15 protein-coding genes are annotated in these 16342 nt (G+C 44.8%); 2 read left to right on the top strand and 13 right to left on the bottom strand.

Annotated elements, in window-relative coordinates:
• Positions 1-113: 113 nt before the first annotated feature.
• The 3 genes from EV213_RS04365 to smc all read right to left on the bottom strand — a co-directional run bounded on the left by EV213_RS04365 (position 114) and on the right by smc (position 5117).
• A complete protein-coding gene (locus tag EV213_RS04365) occupies positions 114-443 on the bottom strand; it encodes a putative DNA-binding protein (RefSeq protein ID WP_133579263.1) in 330 nt (109 codons plus the stop codon).
• 102 nt (positions 444-545) lie between these two features.
• Positions 546-1523, bottom strand: a complete 978-nt coding sequence (gene ftsY, locus EV213_RS04360) for a signal recognition particle-docking protein FtsY (protein WP_133579262.1) — start codon at positions 1521-1523, stop codon at positions 546-548.
• A gap of 27 nt (positions 1524-1550) precedes the next feature.
• Positions 1551-5117 carry a chromosome segregation protein SMC gene (smc, locus tag EV213_RS04355; protein ID WP_166639152.1) on the bottom strand — a complete coding sequence of 1189 codons (3567 nt, stop codon included), beginning with the start codon at positions 5115-5117 and terminating at the stop codon, positions 1551-1553.
• A 112-nt stretch (positions 5118-5229) separates the two neighbouring features.
• Between smc and EV213_RS04350 the strand changes: the two genes are divergently transcribed.
• On the top strand, positions 5230-5457 hold the full coding sequence (locus EV213_RS04350) for a DUF1128 family protein (protein ID WP_133579260.1): 228 nt from the start codon (positions 5230-5232) through the stop codon (positions 5455-5457).
• Between the two features lie 92 nt (positions 5458-5549).
• On the opposite strand, the gene rnc is transcribed toward EV213_RS04350, so the two are convergent.
• The 9 genes from rnc to EV213_RS04305 form a co-directional block, all read right to left on the bottom strand.
• Positions 5550-6290 (bottom strand): ribonuclease III, encoded by a 741-nt coding sequence (rnc, locus tag EV213_RS04345; RefSeq protein WP_133579259.1) that lies wholly within the window; start codon positions 6288-6290, stop codon positions 5550-5552.
• Between the two features lie 192 nt (positions 6291-6482).
• Complete coding sequence (gene acpP / locus EV213_RS04340) at positions 6483-6725, bottom strand: acyl carrier protein (protein WP_133579258.1); 243 nt, start codon at positions 6723-6725, stop codon at positions 6483-6485.
• Between the two features lie 39 nt (positions 6726-6764).
• Positions 6765-7502 (bottom strand): 3-oxoacyl-[acyl-carrier-protein] reductase, encoded by a 738-nt coding sequence (fabG, locus tag EV213_RS04335; protein WP_133579257.1) that lies wholly within the window; start codon positions 7500-7502, stop codon positions 6765-6767.
• A complete protein-coding gene (gene fabD, locus EV213_RS04330) occupies positions 7499-8449 on the bottom strand; it encodes an ACP S-malonyltransferase (RefSeq protein WP_133579256.1) in 951 nt (316 codons plus the stop codon). Before fabD ends, fabG begins: the two co-directional genes overlap by 4 nt.
• A 56-nt stretch (positions 8450-8505) precedes the next feature.
• Positions 8506-9501 carry a phosphate acyltransferase PlsX gene (plsX, locus tag EV213_RS04325; protein WP_133579255.1) on the bottom strand — a complete coding sequence of 332 codons (996 nt, stop codon included), beginning with the start codon at positions 9499-9501 and terminating at the stop codon, positions 8506-8508.
• Entirely contained in the window at positions 9485-10081 is a 597-nt protein-coding gene (gene fapR, locus EV213_RS04320; protein ID WP_133579254.1) for a transcription factor FapR, read from the bottom strand. The genes plsX and fapR overlap by 17 nt, the downstream gene beginning before the upstream one ends.
• Before the next feature lie 85 nt (positions 10082-10166).
• Complete coding sequence (recG, locus tag EV213_RS04315; RefSeq protein WP_133579253.1) at positions 10167-12212, bottom strand: ATP-dependent DNA helicase RecG; 2046 nt, start codon at positions 12210-12212, stop codon at positions 10167-10169.
• Between the two features lie 95 nt (positions 12213-12307).
• Positions 12308-13990, bottom strand: a complete 1683-nt coding sequence (locus EV213_RS04310; RefSeq protein WP_133579252.1) for a DAK2 domain-containing protein — start codon at positions 13988-13990, stop codon at positions 12308-12310.
• 15 nt (positions 13991-14005) lie between these two features.
• The gene (locus EV213_RS04305) at positions 14006-14365 is read right to left on the bottom strand and encodes an Asp23/Gls24 family envelope stress response protein (protein ID WP_133579251.1); all 360 of its coding nucleotides are present in this window, start codon (positions 14363-14365) and stop codon (positions 14006-14008) included.
• Between the two features lie 1351 nt (positions 14366-15716).
• Here EV213_RS04305 and rpmB point away from each other — a divergent pair.
• Positions 15717-15905 (top strand): 50S ribosomal protein L28, encoded by a 189-nt coding sequence (gene rpmB, locus EV213_RS04300; protein ID WP_133579250.1) that lies wholly within the window; start codon positions 15717-15719, stop codon positions 15903-15905.
• Between the two features lie 264 nt (positions 15906-16169).
• On the opposite strand, the gene spoVM is transcribed toward rpmB, so the two are convergent.
• Complete coding sequence (gene spoVM / locus EV213_RS04295) at positions 16170-16250, bottom strand: stage V sporulation protein SpoVM (RefSeq protein ID WP_133579303.1); 81 nt, start codon at positions 16248-16250, stop codon at positions 16170-16172.
• Positions 16251-16342: the final 92 nt, after the last annotated feature.

Genomic DNA, 16342 nt, shown 5'->3' with positions numbered 1-16342 from the left:
AAACGTCAAACTTGTTTGAACCAGCGTTTGCTCTCTGTGTGGCTTTTGAATAAAAAGAGCCGAGAGAGTACGGTTGGCTAGATGCACTGTCCCCCGGCGTAAAGCTTTTCTATTTACTCGATCGCTTCTATTTTTGCGAGCACCTTCAACGAGGCTTCTGATGCTTTATCATGCTGAAGGCTTGTGCTCAGCTCATCTAGCAGTGCTGATCGCTGATGAAATTTCTCATGAAGCATTAGCTTCTCTTCATAGTTTTCCAATACATTCTCTGTTCGACGTATATTATCATACACTGCCTGACGACTCACAGCAAAATGTTCAGCAATTTCGCCAAGAGACCAGTCTTCACTATAATACAATCGCATGTAGGAATGTTGTTTGTCTGTCAGCAGGGCTGAATAAAAATCAAATAGCCCGTTCATTCGATCTGTCTTATCAATCAATGAATGCTCACCTCGCTGACTTTACGGTTCTTTTTCACATTTTCGATTCGACTAAACTATATCAAGCTCCCTTGCCATCGTCAAGGCTTTCTACTTGAAGCCCTACTCTCTCTCAACCTCTTCAGCAAATAACCCATACACAAATTGTGTGGAGTCAAAGGGCTGAAGATCATCTATCTTTTCACCGAGGCCGATATAACGAACGGGAATTCCCAATTCATGTCGAATCGCCATGACAATTCCACCCTTCGCTGTTCCATCGAGCTTTGTGAGTACGATGCCAGACACATCCGTCGACGCTTTGAACGTTTTTGCCTGACTCAGCGCATTTTGTCCTGTTGTCGCATCAAGCACTAAGAAGACATCATGCGGGGCACCAGGTACCTCTCGTGAAATGACGCGTTTCACCTTTTCTAGCTCGTTCATTAGGTTCACTTTGTTTTGCAGACGCCCTGCTGTGTCACACAAAAGGACGTCCACTTGACGAGATTTTGCTGCCTGAATGGCATCAAACATTACCGCTGCCGGGTCCGAACCGGAGGCTTGCTTTATCACACCTACGCCCGCTCGCTCTCCCCAACGATCGAGCTGTTCAATCGCACCTGCACGGAACGTATCCCCTGCCGCAAGGAGCACAGATTTCCCTTCCGACTTCAGCTGGTGGGCAAGCTTGCCGATGGTTGTTGTTTTCCCTACTCCGTTGACGCCAACGAACAACACAACGGTTAATCCAGATTCATTGATTTTAATTTGTTCTGCCTGGCCGTCATCAAACATTTTTGCCAGTGTTTCAACAATTAATTCCCTTACATCTGCTGGATCCTGAATGTTTTGGCGCCGAACCTCTTCCTTTAGCTTATCAATTAAATGCATCGTCGTTGTTACACCAACATCGCCAGCGATAAAAGCTTCCTCAAGCTCCTCAAAGAATTCTTCGTCGACTTTGCGATACTTTGACATCACGTCATTGACTTTATCTTGAAAGGACGTTCTTGTTTTTTCTAGTCCGTCCTTAAATTTCTCAGTGACCTGCGTTGTCTGCCCATTAATCTTATCTTTAAGCTTCTGAAAAAAACTCAACGTGACTCCCCTTTTCTCTCATAGTTTTTATGCCAGAACCGATTCCTGCGCCTCTTCAAGCTGAACCGATAGCACCTTGGATACGCCTGACCCTTGCATTGTAACGCCATAAAGGACATCTGCTTCCTCCATCGTCCCTTTGCGATGCGTAATAACGATAAACTGTGTTTTTTCGCTAAATCGTTTCAAAAAGCTGGCAAAACGGAATACATTTGCTTCATCCAATGCTGCCTCTACCTCATCAAGCACACAAAACGGAACGGGGCGCGCCTCTAAAATAGCGAACAATAAGGCGATGGCCGTCAACGCCCGTTCTCCCCCAGAAAGCAAGCTTAAATTCCGTCTTTTTTTTCCTGGTGGCTGGCAGACAATATCAACGCCGGATGTCAACAAATGACTCGGGTCAGTTAATACCAAGTCAGCCGACCCACCGCCAAACAACTCAGTGAAGATGCGTTGAAAATGCTCGCGAATGTCTTCAAAATAGTGGATGAAGCGATTTGTCATCTCACTATCCATCTCACCGATTATCTCATACAGCGTTTCCTTGGCTTGTAGCAGATCTTCGCGCTGACTTTGCAAAAACTGGTGACGTTCTGCAATGCGCTCATATTCTTCGATGGCACCGACATTAACACTCCCAAGCTCTTCAATCCCACGTTTAATGAGCTTCACTCGTTCTCTTGCATCTTCTAAATCAAGTTTTAGTGGATATTCCTGTAACGCTTTTTCATAGGTGAGGCCGTATTCTTCTTGCAGCTTCGCCAAATGATTCTCCAACAGTACATCAAGTCGGTTTAGTTTCACGTCTAACGATTGTATGCGCTGCTGTGCAGCCGATATGGACTCTGAAACAGAGCTCAACGCAGATTTTGCAATCCGGACCTTTTCCTGTAAAACGTGCTTTTCTTCAAGCTGCTGTGCAATCGCTGCTTCGCCGTTTTTAATTTCTTCTTTATAGGCGTCAATGTGTTCGCTCAGTTCTTGTTCGCCAAGCTTTCCTTTTGACATGTCTTCCGATAGGAGCTGCAATTCTTCCGTCAAGTCTTTTAACGCCTTGCTTTTTTCGCGGTGCTCCTTCTGGATGCCTGCGACTTTCTCTTTTTGATAATGAAGCGATTCTTGCTCCTGGGCAAGTTGTATTTTCAGCTCCGTACATTGTTCGTTTGTTACTTGCAAGTTTTCTTCTTGGGCTTTTTTATGCTTTTCCTTCTCCATAATTTGCCCATTTAAAAGGTGCACAGAAGCCTCTGCATCGTTGCTGTTTTTCAGAACCACAGCAAGCCGCACTTGAAGTTGGTCAAGCTCAGTGACGACGTTCGTATAGTCCTGATCAAACACCGCAAGATTGTCATTCGCATGCTTTAATTCAAGCGACAGTGATTCCAATTGCCGCGAACATTCCTGCACATTATCCTTTTGAGCAATGTGCTTTTGCTCAAGCGTGACGAGCGCTTGTTTGGCAATTTGTAGCTGTTCTGTTTTTGTTTGAACGTTCGCCTCAGCTTTCTCGATATTTTCTTTCATGCCGGTCCATTGCTCCTGCATGCGGACGAGCTCATTTTTTCGTGAAACGTATGATGATTTCGTCGTCGTCGTTGCCCCACCAGACATCGAACCACCTGGATGCACAACATCACCTTCCAACGTTACAATGCGATGTCTGCGCCCGGTCCGCCCTGCAATGTCATTGGCTGCCGGTAAATCTTTCGCGATAATGATATGCCCTAATAAATGTTTTTTCACGACATCATAAACCGAATCGCTCGCAATAAGCTCACTCGCGACGCCAACAGCCCCTTCATGTTCTTGAAGCAAGCGGTGTGTTGTGTCAGGCAATGTTTTTGTCTGGATGGCTTCTAACGGCAAGAAGGTTGCGCGCCCTGATTTTTTCGAGCGTAAAAACTGAATCGCTTGTCGGGCATTGCCTTCATTCTCCACAACGATGTGTTGCTGTTGCGCACCTAAAGCTGTTTCGATCGCGACTTCATACGCCGCAGGTATTCGTAAAAGCTCTGCCACAGCCCCATGGATGCCTTGAAGCCGCCCGTTTTTTTGCTGGAGGATGGTACGAACGCCTTGATAAAAACCCTCATACCCGTCTTGCATTTGTTTAATAATATTGATTTTCGATTCATGCTCTCGTAAATAGTGGTACGCTTGATAAAGCTTGTCCTTGACATGCTGCACGTTGGCATCTTTAGCGCTCACGTCTTCTTGCGCCTTCGTCAACGTCTTTTTCTCATCCATTTGTCTTTCAGTCGCTTCATGATCGCGCTTTTTTGCTTCCTCAACTTTTGCGCTCAGCTGATTTCGCTCGTCGATCCGACTTTGATTTTGACGCGTTAAACGACGTTGCCGCTCTTCATTCCTCGTTTTTTGATCCTGAAGGTAACGGTATTCATTTTTCGCGGATGCCGCTTCATTCATACGTTCAATGTAATCTGCTTTTAGCGTTTCAATGTCCTTTGCTAAATCATTTTCATTGAGAGCTATAAGAGACTGCTTTTCCTTTAAAGATGCAGCCAGCTTTTCGACAGCACGCTCTTTGTTTTTCAAAGTCGCTGACTCACGTGCAAGCTGGTCTTTGCTCCACGCCACCACATCCGTAAGCTCTTTTTGTTGCTTACTGTAACGGTCTTGGTTTTGGTTCGCATTGCGTTTGCGCTCAGCAAGCACTTTTTTTCGACCTTCAAGCGTTTCTAACTCCTGCTTGTGTCTGAAAAACTGAGACCTTGCTTCTTCATATGTTGTCTCAAGCTGCTCCAATTCTGCCGATCTTGTATTTAATTCAAGACGAACCGCCTCTTGCTTGGTCTTCATCTCATTTGCATTTGTGTTGGCTTCTTCAAGCTTCGTGCCTGTGGTCTGCCACTCTTCGTGAACAAGATCGATGTCCTTTACAGTCACAGCAACCTCAATTTGTTCGAGTTCTTCCTTTTTTTCAAGGTAATCTCGCGCAATGGAAGCCTGGATCTCTAAAGGCTGGAGCTGTCCTCCAATTTCATGAAGGATGTCCTCGACACGATGCAAATTGTCTTCTGTTTCAGACAGCTTTTCCTCTGCCTGCCGTTTTCTCGTTTTGTATTTTAATACACCAGCCGCTTCTTCAAATATTTTTCGCCGATCTTCTGGTTTACTGTTTAAAATTTCATCCACTTTGCCTTGACTGATAATAGAAAACGCTTCTTTTCCAAGTCCAGAATCCATAAACAGCTCAATGATGTCCTTTAAGCGGCAGGCTTGCTGATTAATTAAAAATTCGCTTTCACCAGAACGGAACACACGACGAGTGACGCTGACCTCACTGTAATCGAGCGGGAGTGCGCGACCTTCATTGTCGAGAGTAAGCGTAACTTGAGCCATATTTAACTTCCGTTTTGAATCACTTCCCGAAAAAATGATATCTTCCATTTTCGACCCGCGTAATGATTTTGCAGACTGTTCACCTAAAACCCAGCGGATCGCTTCAGTTACGTTACTTTTTCCACTTCCATTTGGACCAACAACCGCCGTTACGCCTTCGACAAAATCGATGGCGATTTTGTCAGCAAACGATTTAAAGCCTACAATTTCAATTCTTTTTAAAAGCACATCGGTCGCCTCCCTTCTCAAAGCGTATCAGTTGCTGGCATTTGTCATTGCCAGCACTAGGAAGCTCTGATAGTATAATAAAATCAAATGTATGTACAAGGAGTGATGATGGATGGATCTTTCCAATCCAACAGAGGAGCATCTTAGCTATATGTTAGACAGCATTGCAAACAAATTACAGGTCGTAAACCGACGCGTTTTCGAACCTACGTATTATGACCTAACGCATTATGAAAATGTGAAAGACGTTTACGATATGCTAAACCGCAATGCAAACGTTTCATTATCGGAACGAGAGGCGATTTTGGAAGCATTGCGCGCCTGCAGAAAGCAAACTTGACGTCTAGCAAATCAAATTAATTTTATGCCCAGAAGAGCAAAAAGAGCCGCCTTGAAAAATGCCAGCCCTCTTCTGCACGTTTAAACGAGTGCTCATGACATTTTTTCGACCGCTTCAATTGCTTTTCTGGCTGCTTGTTGCTCTGCTTCTTTTTTCGACCTTCCGCTGCCTTGCCCAATAGAATTTCCATTTAAATTAACTGTAGCAATGAACTCACGGTTATGCGCAGGGCCTTTCTCCTCCAAAATGGCATATTCAAGTCCGCCTGCCCCACGTTGTTGTACAATTTCCTGCAATTGGCTCTTGTAATCCATCACATGAGAAAAAGCACCTTCTGAAACGGATGGATATACGCAGATTTCTAGAAATTGATTCACTGCCTCCACCCCTTGGTCCAAATACAACGCACCTATAAATGACTCAAATGCATCTGCAAGCAATGCAGGTCTTTTCCGTCCGCCGGTTAATTCTTCTCCTTTACCGAGCAAGACTAGCTCTCCGAAGTGCAGTGTTTCTGCGAATCGAACGAGCGATGGCTCACAAACAATGGCTGCGCGCAGCTTCGTGAGTTCACCTTCAGACATTTCAGGGTACTTTCGAAAAAGGAACTGTGAAATCATGAGCTCCAATACAGCGTCCCCTAAAAATTCAAGTCGTTCATTATCTTCATACGTTTTGGAGCGATGCTCATTCACATACGATGAATGCGTAAACGCTTGAAAAAGCAATTCTTGATTTAAAAATGACAAGCTAATACTTTCCATGAACTGGGCAATTTTGCGTTTTTGCTCAGCAGTCATATGTTTTGCTCGATAGTCTGACTTCTTGCTCATTGTGTTCCCCCCATCAAAAGCTGTACAGACACACCCAATCGTTTTTGACATACATTAATGTCTGTTCTACTTATTCGCCAGCTTCGCTTGATCTCCTTGACGGGTTCCCAAAATCCCGGCGAAAAACGTTCCACCTATACCTTTCCGCCTCCTATCTATGAAAAGAAAGGAGGGGAAGGTAGCTGGCGTAGGTTACGATTGGCTATTTACAATGTAATCGACGGCATCGCCGACGGTTGCAATTTTCTCTGCATCCTCATCAGAAATTTCCATATCGAACTCGTCCTCAAGCTCCATAACCAATTCAACAACATCCAATGAATCGGCACCTAGATCGTCTTTAAAAGACGCCTCAGTTTTAATTTTCGCTTCGTCTACTCCTAGACGATCGACAATAATTTTTGTTACGCGGTTCAAAATATCTTCATTTGACACATTCGTCACCTCCTCTCAAATTGTCTATTTATTGCATCGTTACATTGCCATACCGCCATCGACATGAAGGACTTGGCCGGTAATGTACGCTGCATCCTCTGAAGCAAGGTAAAGAATAGCTTTAGCTACGTCTTCTGGTTGCCCAAAACGAGCGAGAGGAATTTGCGCCAACAGCGCCTGTGAAACCTCTTCCCCTAGCGATTCCGTCATTTCTGTTTCAATGAATCCGGGAGCAATGGCATTGACGGTAATGTTGCGGCTCGCTAGCTCTTTGGCCACTGTTTTCGTCATGCCAATGACACCTGATTTACTGGCCGTATAATTGACTTGTCCAGGATTGCCCGTTACGCCAACGATGGAAGACACATTAATAATGCGCCCTGAACGTTGCTTCATCATTTGGCGCGTGACAGCCTTCATACAAACAAAGACACCTTTAAGATTAATGGTGATGACATCATCCCATTCGTCTTCTTTCATGCGCATAAGGAGGTTGTCCCTTGTAATGCCAGCATTGTTTACTAACACGTCGACAGACCCAAAAGTTGCAACCGTCTCCTTAATCATAGCAGCTACTTCGTCACTGTCTGCCACATTGGCTTTATAAGCAAATGCGTCGACACCAAGTTCTTTGCATTGGGCTGCAATCGCTTCTGCTTTTTCTTTACTACCCGCATAATTCACAACCACATTTGCGCCTGCCTTTGCCAATTGAAGAGCAATAGCTGCGCCAATTCCTCTGGAACCACCTGTTACAATTGCACTTTTTCCATTCATTTCTGGTCACCTTCTTTTAAAAATTGGACCGTCTCTTGGAAACTTTCAACCGAATTCACAAAACATACCGTTGCGGAGCGCTCTGTTTTTTTGACAAGACCACCAAGCACTTTGCCTGGTCCGATTTCGACAAATGTATCAACACCTTGCTCGATCATATACCGTACAGAAGCTTCCCAATGGACAGGAGAATACAACTGCTCAATAAGGAGGTTGGCGACCTGTTTTCCTTCTGTCACTGCCTGTGCGGTTACATTTGACACAACAGGTATGGCGGCATTACGAAACTCTTTGTTAGCAAGTTCTGCTTGGAATTGCTCGGCAGCAGGTTTCATTAATTCTGAATGGAAAGGGCCACTGACCTCCAGCGAAAGCACGCGTCGAGCTCCAAGTTCTTTTGCTTTTTCCGACAGCACTGCAACCCCTTGCACACTGCCTGATACAACAATTTGACCTGGACAATTTAAGTTTGCCAGTTGAACGATGTCTCCAGCTTCTCTTACTTCTTTCGCCGCTTGCTCAAGAAGTTCTTGAGCAAGGCCAAGCACTGCCGCCATTGCCCCTTCTCCATTGGGCACGGCCTCTTCCATAAGCTCTCCTCGTTTACGGACAAGTGTTACTGCGTCCTCAAAGGATAGCACACCTGATGCGACGAGGGCCGAGTACTCACCAAGGGAGTGTCCTGCCGTAAAGGTCGGAGAAATGCCCTCCTTCTCGAGCAATCGAAGGTACGCAACACTCGTTGTTAAAAGTGCAGGCTGTGTATTTTTAGTTTCGGTTAATACTTCTTTTGGTCCTTTCGCAATTAGCTCTGAAAGACCGAATTTCAAGCAATCATCTGCCGTCGTAAATACTTTCTTTGCTTCTGGTGAGAACTCTTGGATGTCACTCCCCATACCCACTTCCTGTGAGCCTTGTCCTGGAAAAATAAAAGCGATTTTTTTCATACTGATCCTCCTTTTGGACATAGATAAACGATTTTACCTATGCGTCCTTTCTTTGTCTATGAGGATGACTTTTCGTCCTTCATCTGCTCGTGTATTTGTGCAATGACACGTTGCTCTGCCATTTGTACACCTTGAGTAATGGCACTGGCAATCGCCGTGGCATCTGAGGAGCCGTGTGCCTTTATCACAGGCGCTTTTAAACCGAACAAAGCTGCCCCGCCATACTCTGAATAATCCATTTGGTCCTTTAATGCTTTTAGCTTCGGTTTTAATACACCAGCAGCAAGCTTGGCGCTGACAGATGAGGTCAGTGCTGTTTTTAGCATGGAAAACACCGTCATTGCCGTTCCTTCTACTGATTTAAGGGCAATATTGCCTGTAAAACCGTCACACACGATCACGTCGGCTGTCCCAGTCAATACATCCCTTGCCTCGATATTGCCAACAAAATGAAGATCGGACTGCTTTAATAGTGCATAGGCGTCCTTATACAAAGCACTGCCTTTGTTCTCTTCAGATCCTATGTTTAAAAGTCCGATCCGCGGTTGCGTGCGACCTCTTACTTTTTCGGCATAGATGCTCCCCATGGTTGCAAATTGAAAAAGCTGTTCTGCTGTTGCATCCACATTCGCTCCAGCATCAAGAAGGACGACGCCTTTTTGATCGACGGTCGGAAGTGTAGGCGCTAGGGCAGGACGTTCCACCCCTGGGATACGGCCAACAACGAAAAGTCCTGCTGCCATTAAAGCCCCTGTATTTCCTGCCGAAATGCACACATCCGCCTGTTGTTCTTTCACCTCATTTGCCATCAGAACCATAGAGGCTTGCTTCTTTCGCCTCACCGCTCTGACAGGCTCATCTGTGGATAAAATGGTTTCAGTCGTATGTATTATCTGGACGCGCTCATGAGAGGACAGAGATGCTGAAATGACATTCTCATCTCCTACAAGCGTAAAACTGACTGTAGGATGCTGCTGAAGCGCAAGCTCTACCCCATCAAGTACACTTTTTGGGGCATGGTCTCCTCCCATGACATCAATGGCCACCTTCATTCGCTACGTCCCCCTTTGCATGCGTGCTTTCACGATACATTTCAATCGTCCCCTTTATCACCGTTTCCCCACTTACCGTGGATAGGACGTGAACGATGGTGAGCCCTCTCTCATCTGTGCCTTTCACTGTTGCTTTGCAAACGACACGTTCATTTACCGTCACCTGGCGAATGAATCGAATATCCGCCTTAGCTGTTAAAGCAAGTTCGTCATTGATGACTGCGACAGCAAGAGAGTTTGCTTGAGCGAACAAATAATGGCCGCGTGCAATATCCTTATGTGTAAACAAATGCTCCTGTGTAATATCTAAAATTGATATGGCTTGTTGATCAAGCTCTAAATCAATGACTTCTCCGATCACATCTTCTTGGGGCAGCGATTTCAGCGTCTCATCCCATTGCTTTTTAGCGACCGATTTTATTCTCGCTCGCAGCTCTGGTATCGATAGCTCCATTCGATCAAGACGGATTGTCTGTATGCTGACCAGGAATTTCGCAGCAAGTTCCTCATCAGTAATAAATGGAAACGATTGGATCGTCTCCAAAAGCTGGGCTTGCCTCTCTTTTTTTGACAATCTCACGATATACGCCACCTCAGTTTTAAGACTAGGTACTAAAGTCAGTATATGCGTTCGCCTTACTGATTTCAAGAGCCAATCCAACAAATTAGTCTAATTTTGTGGAGAAGAAGGCGTCTTCACGCCGCAGCTTTTCGCGAAGCGGCCCATACAAATCATCTTCCCAAAAGGCTGCGGAGGCGACTAGCTCCGTCGCATCCTTCCGTGCGACCTCTAACGCTCTGTAATCATGTACCATATCGCCTAGACGAAATTCTGGTAAGCCACTTTGCTTGTCTCCAAAGAAATCTCCTGGTCCTCGTAACTCAAGATCACGCTCAGACAAAGCAAAGCCGTCTTCTGTTTCAGTCATGATTTGCAACCGCTCTTTGCCGGTATCTGATTTCGGATCGCCAAGCAAGATGCAATATGACTGATGTTCGCCTCTCCCGACTCGTCCTCGAAGCTGATGCAGCTGGGACAACCCGAAGCGCTCTGCATCATAGATGACCATTAATGTCGCGTTTGGCACATTCACCCCAACTTCTACGACAGTGGTTGACACAAGCAAATCTACCTCGCCCGCTGTAAATTGCTTCATCACAGCCTCTTTTTCCTTAGCATCTAATCTGCCATGCATCAAACCAACGTTGAATTGGTCTTGAAAATACGTATGTAGCTGCTGATGGACATCAATTGCATTTTGGACATCCAGCTGCTCAGACTCTTCAATTAACGGACAAACGACGTACGCCTGTCTTCCCGCGTTTAGTTCCTTAGAAATCAAACTCAGCACGCGTTCCATCATATCGGGCTTCACCCAATAGGTTTCTATCGGTTTCCGTCCTTTAGGTAGCTCATCTATGGTCGACACATCCATTTCACCAAAAACTGAAATGGCAAGAGTTCTAGGGATAGGGGTGGCCGTCATATAGAGAACATCTGTCACTGCCCCTTTATCGCGCAACACACGACGCTGACGAACACCAAACCGATGTTGTTCATCTGTAATGACAAGCCCAAGATCTTTAAATTCCACTTGCTCCTGAATGAGTGCATGGGTACCTACAATAATGTCAATATACCCTTCCTTTAAAGCGTGCAACATATCTCGCTTTGCAGCAGCTTTTAGTGAGCTCGTTAACAAACCAACAGTCACTCCGGTTGCATCAAGCAATGCCGTTAACGATTGCCAATGCTGCTCAGCAAGAATTTCTGTTGGCACCATCATGGCCCCCTGCTTGCCACTCAAAACAACGCTCAATAAAGCAATCGCTGCGATGATCGTTTTCCCTGACCCTACATCCCCTTGCAGAAGCCGGTTCATTCGATAGGGTGCTTTAAGATCAGTGAAAATCTCGTTCAATACTCTCTCCTGTGCTTTTGTTAATGAAAAGGGCAATGTTGCCATGAAGCCTTCTATAGCTTCATTATCAATGGTCGTCGCAACTCCGACAGACGCTTGGCGCTCGTGATGCTTAAAGAGTTGCATTTTTAATTGAAACAACAGAAACTCTTCATATACAAATCGTCTGCGAGCATGCTTTAATTGTGACGCCGAAGTAAAAAGATGCAGTTCTTGCAAAGCATGTTTACGAACAGGTAGTTTATACGCGTGGAGCATTTCTTCTGGTAAAAATTCTTCCACGTCATCACCGAACGATTGAAGCGCAGTGTCTATAATGCGCTTAAATTTAGCAGAGGTTAATTCGCCTTTGGCCGGGTATACTGGCACCCGCGCGCTCTTCTCTGCCGTATCACCAACAGTGAGCTTTGTGACCGTCAATTCTGCCCTCGCCCGGTTCCACTTTCCGTTTGCCGTTACCGTAGCTCCTATTTGCAGCTTTGCTTTGTGGAACGCTTGGTTAAAAAACAGCAACGCAATGAGCTGTCCTCCCGACAGAAGCTTGACGGTCATTTTGCTTTTTTTCTTACCGAAAAATTTGACAAGAGGCTGTGTTTGCACCGTTCCTACGACAGTGACTGCTTCGCCATCGACCGCTTCGCGAATGTCACGAATGGAATAGTCTTCGTAGCGAAAAGGAAAATAAAGCAATACATCCTCTACTGTATGAAGCTGATGCTGGTGCAAAAGCTCTGCCTGCGTTGGTCCAACACCATATATGTCGTCTACTGGTCGTTCCGATAGGTTCATGACTGTCCCCTTCTCACATCCGCAATTAGAACAACGCGTCTCATCTGAAAAACATTGAAACGCCCGCTGTACAAGCAACGGGCGTTTTCCTGCTTTTATTCAACTGCTAACAAAAACGGATAAAGCGGTTGTCCCCCACGATGAATTTCGAGCTCTACATGTTCAAACTCGTTCTGGATAAATTCAGTTACCTTTTGTTTCTCTTCATCGGAGACATCCTCACCAATGAGGAGTGTCAACAATTCGTCGTCTTCCTTTACCATTTCCTTGATCAGCTCTTGTATCGCCTGCTGCTTATCGCTATTCACAATCACAATGTCGCTTTCAAGAATTCCCATAAAATCGCCTTTTTGGATCGCCTTTCCGTCAATCGACGTATCACGTACGGCATAGGTAAGCTGTCCTGATTTTACATGCTTTATGGCTTCAGTCATATGCTTCTCGTTTTGTTCTACCGTTTTATCAGGCATAAACGCCATGATGGCGCTAAGTCCTTGTGGAACTGTTTTGGTAGGAATGACATAAACCGCCTTTTTAGAAAGCTCAGCAGCTTGTTTAGCTGTCATCATGATATTTGAATTGTTTGGTACGACAAACACCGTCTCTGATGGAACCTGTGCAATGGCTTCGACGAGTGCCTCTGTGCTCGGGTTCATGGTTTGTCCACCTTGGATAACAACGTCAGCCCCAATGGATGTAAACAATTCTGCGATACCATCCCCCATGGCTACCGTAACAAATCCAAACGGCTTTTCTTCTTTCGTTTCGCTTTCAGTAGAAGCATTTGTTTCAGGGGCATCGTTTTTAATGGCTTCACGATGCTGTTCGCGCATATTTTCGATTTTCATATTTATTAAATTGCCGTATTTCTGAGACAGAGACAATACATCGCCAGGCGTTTCGGTGTGGACATGCACCTTGACAAGGTCCTCATCCGAAACAACAAGAAGAGAATCCCCATAGTCGGCAAGTGCATCTCGGTATTGTTCTTCATCGAACGGCGTTTTTTTAAGTTTGTCTTCTTCAAATTTAACCATAAACTCGGTGCAGTAGCCATACGTAATGTCCTCTGTACGCATAAAGCCTTGGTGACTTTTGTGATGCTCTGCTTTAATCAAATCTTTCATTGTCGGCTTCGTATACGCATTTTCTGGGAGTGCTTCACCTTTTAAGGCAGCCAAAAAACCTTCGTAAATGATAACCAAGCCCTGTCCGCCGCTATCAACGACACCAACCTCTTTCAATACAGGCAATAAAGAAGGTGTTCGTTCGAGCGAGGCTTGCGCAGCATCAACAACGGAGGCAAAAAAGGTCGCCACATCGCTGTGCTTGTCTTTTTCATTCATCGCATGTTTTGCTGCATCCTTTGCCACTGTAAGGATAGTCCCTTCAACCGGCTTCATTACTGCTTTATAAGCCGCATCCACACCAGCTTGTAAGGCTGCCGCCACATCCTCAGAATGAAACGATTCTTTTTTTTCCAGCTGCTTCGCAAACCCACGAAAAAGCTGAGACAGTATGACACCAGAGTTTCCTCTAGCACCCATTAACAGTCCGCGAGCAAACGATGTGGCTACCTTACCCGCATGAGCTGCATCCTGTCGTTTCGCCTCCTGAACACCAGAGGACATTGTGAGATTCATATTCGTTCCTGTATCACCATCTGGTACAGGAAATACGTTCAGCGCGTCCACGGTATCAGCATTGTTTGCGAGGTGACTTCCTCCATGGATCAGCATGTCTTGAAATGTATTTACATCGATTGTGTTTTTTGTCACATTGGCTCCCCCTAGCTATACGTTCGTCACTCGGACACCTTGCACGAAGATGTTCACAGAATCAACTTGCAAGCCGAGTGTTTTATTTAAAGTGTATCGAACCTTTTGTTGAACATTGTAAGCGATCTCTGATATTTTAGTGCCGTAGCTGACAACAATGTACATGTCAATATGCACTTCTTCTCCTTGGCGTACAACGATGCCTTTTGTAAAGTTGTCTTTTTTTAATAGCTCCGCAATGCCATCCTTAATTTGATTTTTCGAAGCCATGCCAACAATGCCATAACACTCGACAGCAGCACCACCAGCAATAGTAGCAATGACGCCCGTATCAATATGGATTCGGCCAAACGTTGAGCTCATTTCAATGGACATTGGGTCGATCCCCCTTTTATAGTTACCCACATCTTACTATATCCTTCCCTTTTTTAAAAGAAAGGTCTTGCCATTTCGGAGAGTTTCATCATTGTTACGGTACAAAGGTGCCAATACCATCTCAGATATCTTCTTTGTGACGATAAGTTCTCGTAGATCATGGCTTTTTTCTTCCATGATCACGGCTTATTGAAAAAGAATGTAAGACCATCACACAATTCAAGGAAAAAGTGACCATGGCATAGCATAGCCGATTTATCTTTACTCAACTTTCGCACCTTACATTTGGTAGACACGCTTAGACATAACTAGGTAAACCTGAAATTCATTGTTGGGGTTTCTTCTTATACAAACTGCCATACGCTCGCTTTCACCCTAAAGGGTACAAGTGCAACATCGATTCGAGAAGACCTCATCGTGTTTTCTTTGCCGCTGGAGTCTCGCTAGTGGCTGCTTTTAATGATCCGCATTTATGATTTAATCACAATTAAGAAAGACTCTTATAGTGATGTGGGGGTAGAAGTCAGTTTCATTACTGAGAGACGACCTTTTAGAAATACAAGGTTGTGAGCACCGATACTTTTATATTTATTTTATACAGCAGGTCATGTTTTGGAGAGTTCCATTGACCTATGTCACCTCGTGTACACTCAAGCACAGCCAGCGTTGAAGTTGATTTCGCACTGACCAAGGTGTCAAAATTATAAACAAACCGTAAGCCCACCGCTGCATCAATACTGAATTAGGTGATATAACTTTGCATGAAACGATGCACTAACTTGCCTTTAAAAAAACAATTTACGCAGAAACAAACATCAGCGTAGTCAAAATACGTAGACTCCAGCGGCAAAGCAAACACGACGAAGTCATTTTGAGTCGATGTTGCACTTGTACCCTTTAGGGTGGAACAGCGCGAGCTGAAGATCCCGGAGGAAAGCAAGACTCCGAGGAAGCTGAAGCCGTGCCCGCGGAACGCGAAGTATTTTGACGAAGCGACAGTATTTTCTTTTCACCCTTAAGGACATAAGCGCAACATCGACTCAGAAGTACGCTTCGTCATGATTTCTTTGCCGCTAAAGTCTCGCTAGTGGCTGCTTTTGATGATGCAATCATTTATTATGATGTGACATAATTAAAAAGGGACTCATCTAGAGTAAAAGCAAGCGAATGACAGCTTTCCTATAGAAGACACTCAAAATCTCTCTTCATCAAAGCTCAGCCAAAAAGTTTGCATATCCCAAAAAGTCCTGTATACGACCAGTTGAAACGAACAACTGAGTATGGTACATTTGTATAGTATGCATGAAATAATATACTTGGAAAGTGTATTGAAAGAAGGAGGGACCGCATTATGGCTCGTAAATGTGTTATTACAGGGAGACGTACACGTACTGGAAACAGTCGTTCTCACGCTTTGAATTCGAATAAACGTACTTGGGGAGCAAATGTGCAAAAGGTACGTATTCTCGTCAATGGCAAGCCAAAGAGAGTCTATGTATCAGCGCGTGCGCTCAAATCAGGCAAAGTTGAACGTGTGTAACAACTGAGTAAGCATTTGTACATGTGTAAAAAACCGTCCTCTCGAAGGGCGGTTTTTTATATCGAAAATGAACAATGAAGACAACAACGAAACCTCAGCTTTTAAAAATGCAGTCGAAAAGCGGCTTTTTTTGAAGCATTGAACACCGGTAAAACAAAACGTGCGGTCGTCATGCGACGGATTCATATCCCGACGTTTACAAGTCTTGTTTTTTTCGGACCCTCTTCAAAAAAAGAAAGCACCTCCAAGGGCGCTGGTCTTGTCTTACTCTTTTTTTATTGAGGCTAGAATAACTCGTACAAAACCTCCTAGGAATCTAGGGAGCTTAATCGTATAAAATTTCATAGGATTCCCTCCTCGTACTCACTTGGCTTGCCAATGCAAGAAACCGCTTGGCTCCTCTTCTACTACAGTATATTCAGCATCTCAAAAATAGT

It is taken from the genome of Aureibacillus halotolerans (genome assembly GCF_004363045.1).
Taxonomy (GTDB): domain Bacteria; phylum Bacillota; class Bacilli; order Bacillales; family DSM-28697; genus Aureibacillus; species Aureibacillus halotolerans.
Note: the sequence above shows the minus strand (reverse complement) of the source record. Positions and strands in the feature narration are given on the sequence as shown.

Coding starts and splice junctions, on each gene's coding strand:
- EV213_RS04350 (WP_133579260.1), top strand. CDS start 5,230: ATGGATCTTTCCAATCCAACAGAGGAGCATCTTAGCTATATGTTAGAC.
- rnc (WP_133579259.1), bottom strand. CDS start 6,290: ATGAGCAAGAAGTCAGACTATCGAGCAAAACATATGACTGCTGAGCAA.
- fabG (WP_133579257.1), bottom strand. CDS start 7,502: ATGAATGGAAAAAGTGCAATTGTAACAGGTGGTTCCAGAGGAATTGGC.
- fabD (WP_133579256.1), bottom strand. CDS start 8,449: ATGAAAAAAATCGCTTTTATTTTTCCAGGACAAGGCTCACAGGAAGTG.
- plsX (WP_133579255.1), bottom strand. CDS start 9,501: ATGAAGGTGGCCATTGATGTCATGGGAGGAGACCATGCCCCAAAAAGT.
- recG (WP_133579253.1), bottom strand. CDS start 12,212: ATGAACCTATCGGAACGACCAGTAGACGACATATATGGTGTTGGACCA.
- EV213_RS04305 (WP_133579251.1), bottom strand. CDS start 14,365: ATGTCCATTGAAATGAGCTCAACGTTTGGCCGAATCCATATTGATACG.
- rpmB (WP_133579250.1), top strand. CDS start 15,717: ATGGCTCGTAAATGTGTTATTACAGGGAGACGTACACGTACTGGAAAC.
- spoVM (WP_133579303.1), bottom strand. CDS start 16,250: ATGAAATTTTATACGATTAAGCTCCCTAGATTCCTAGGAGGTTTTGTA.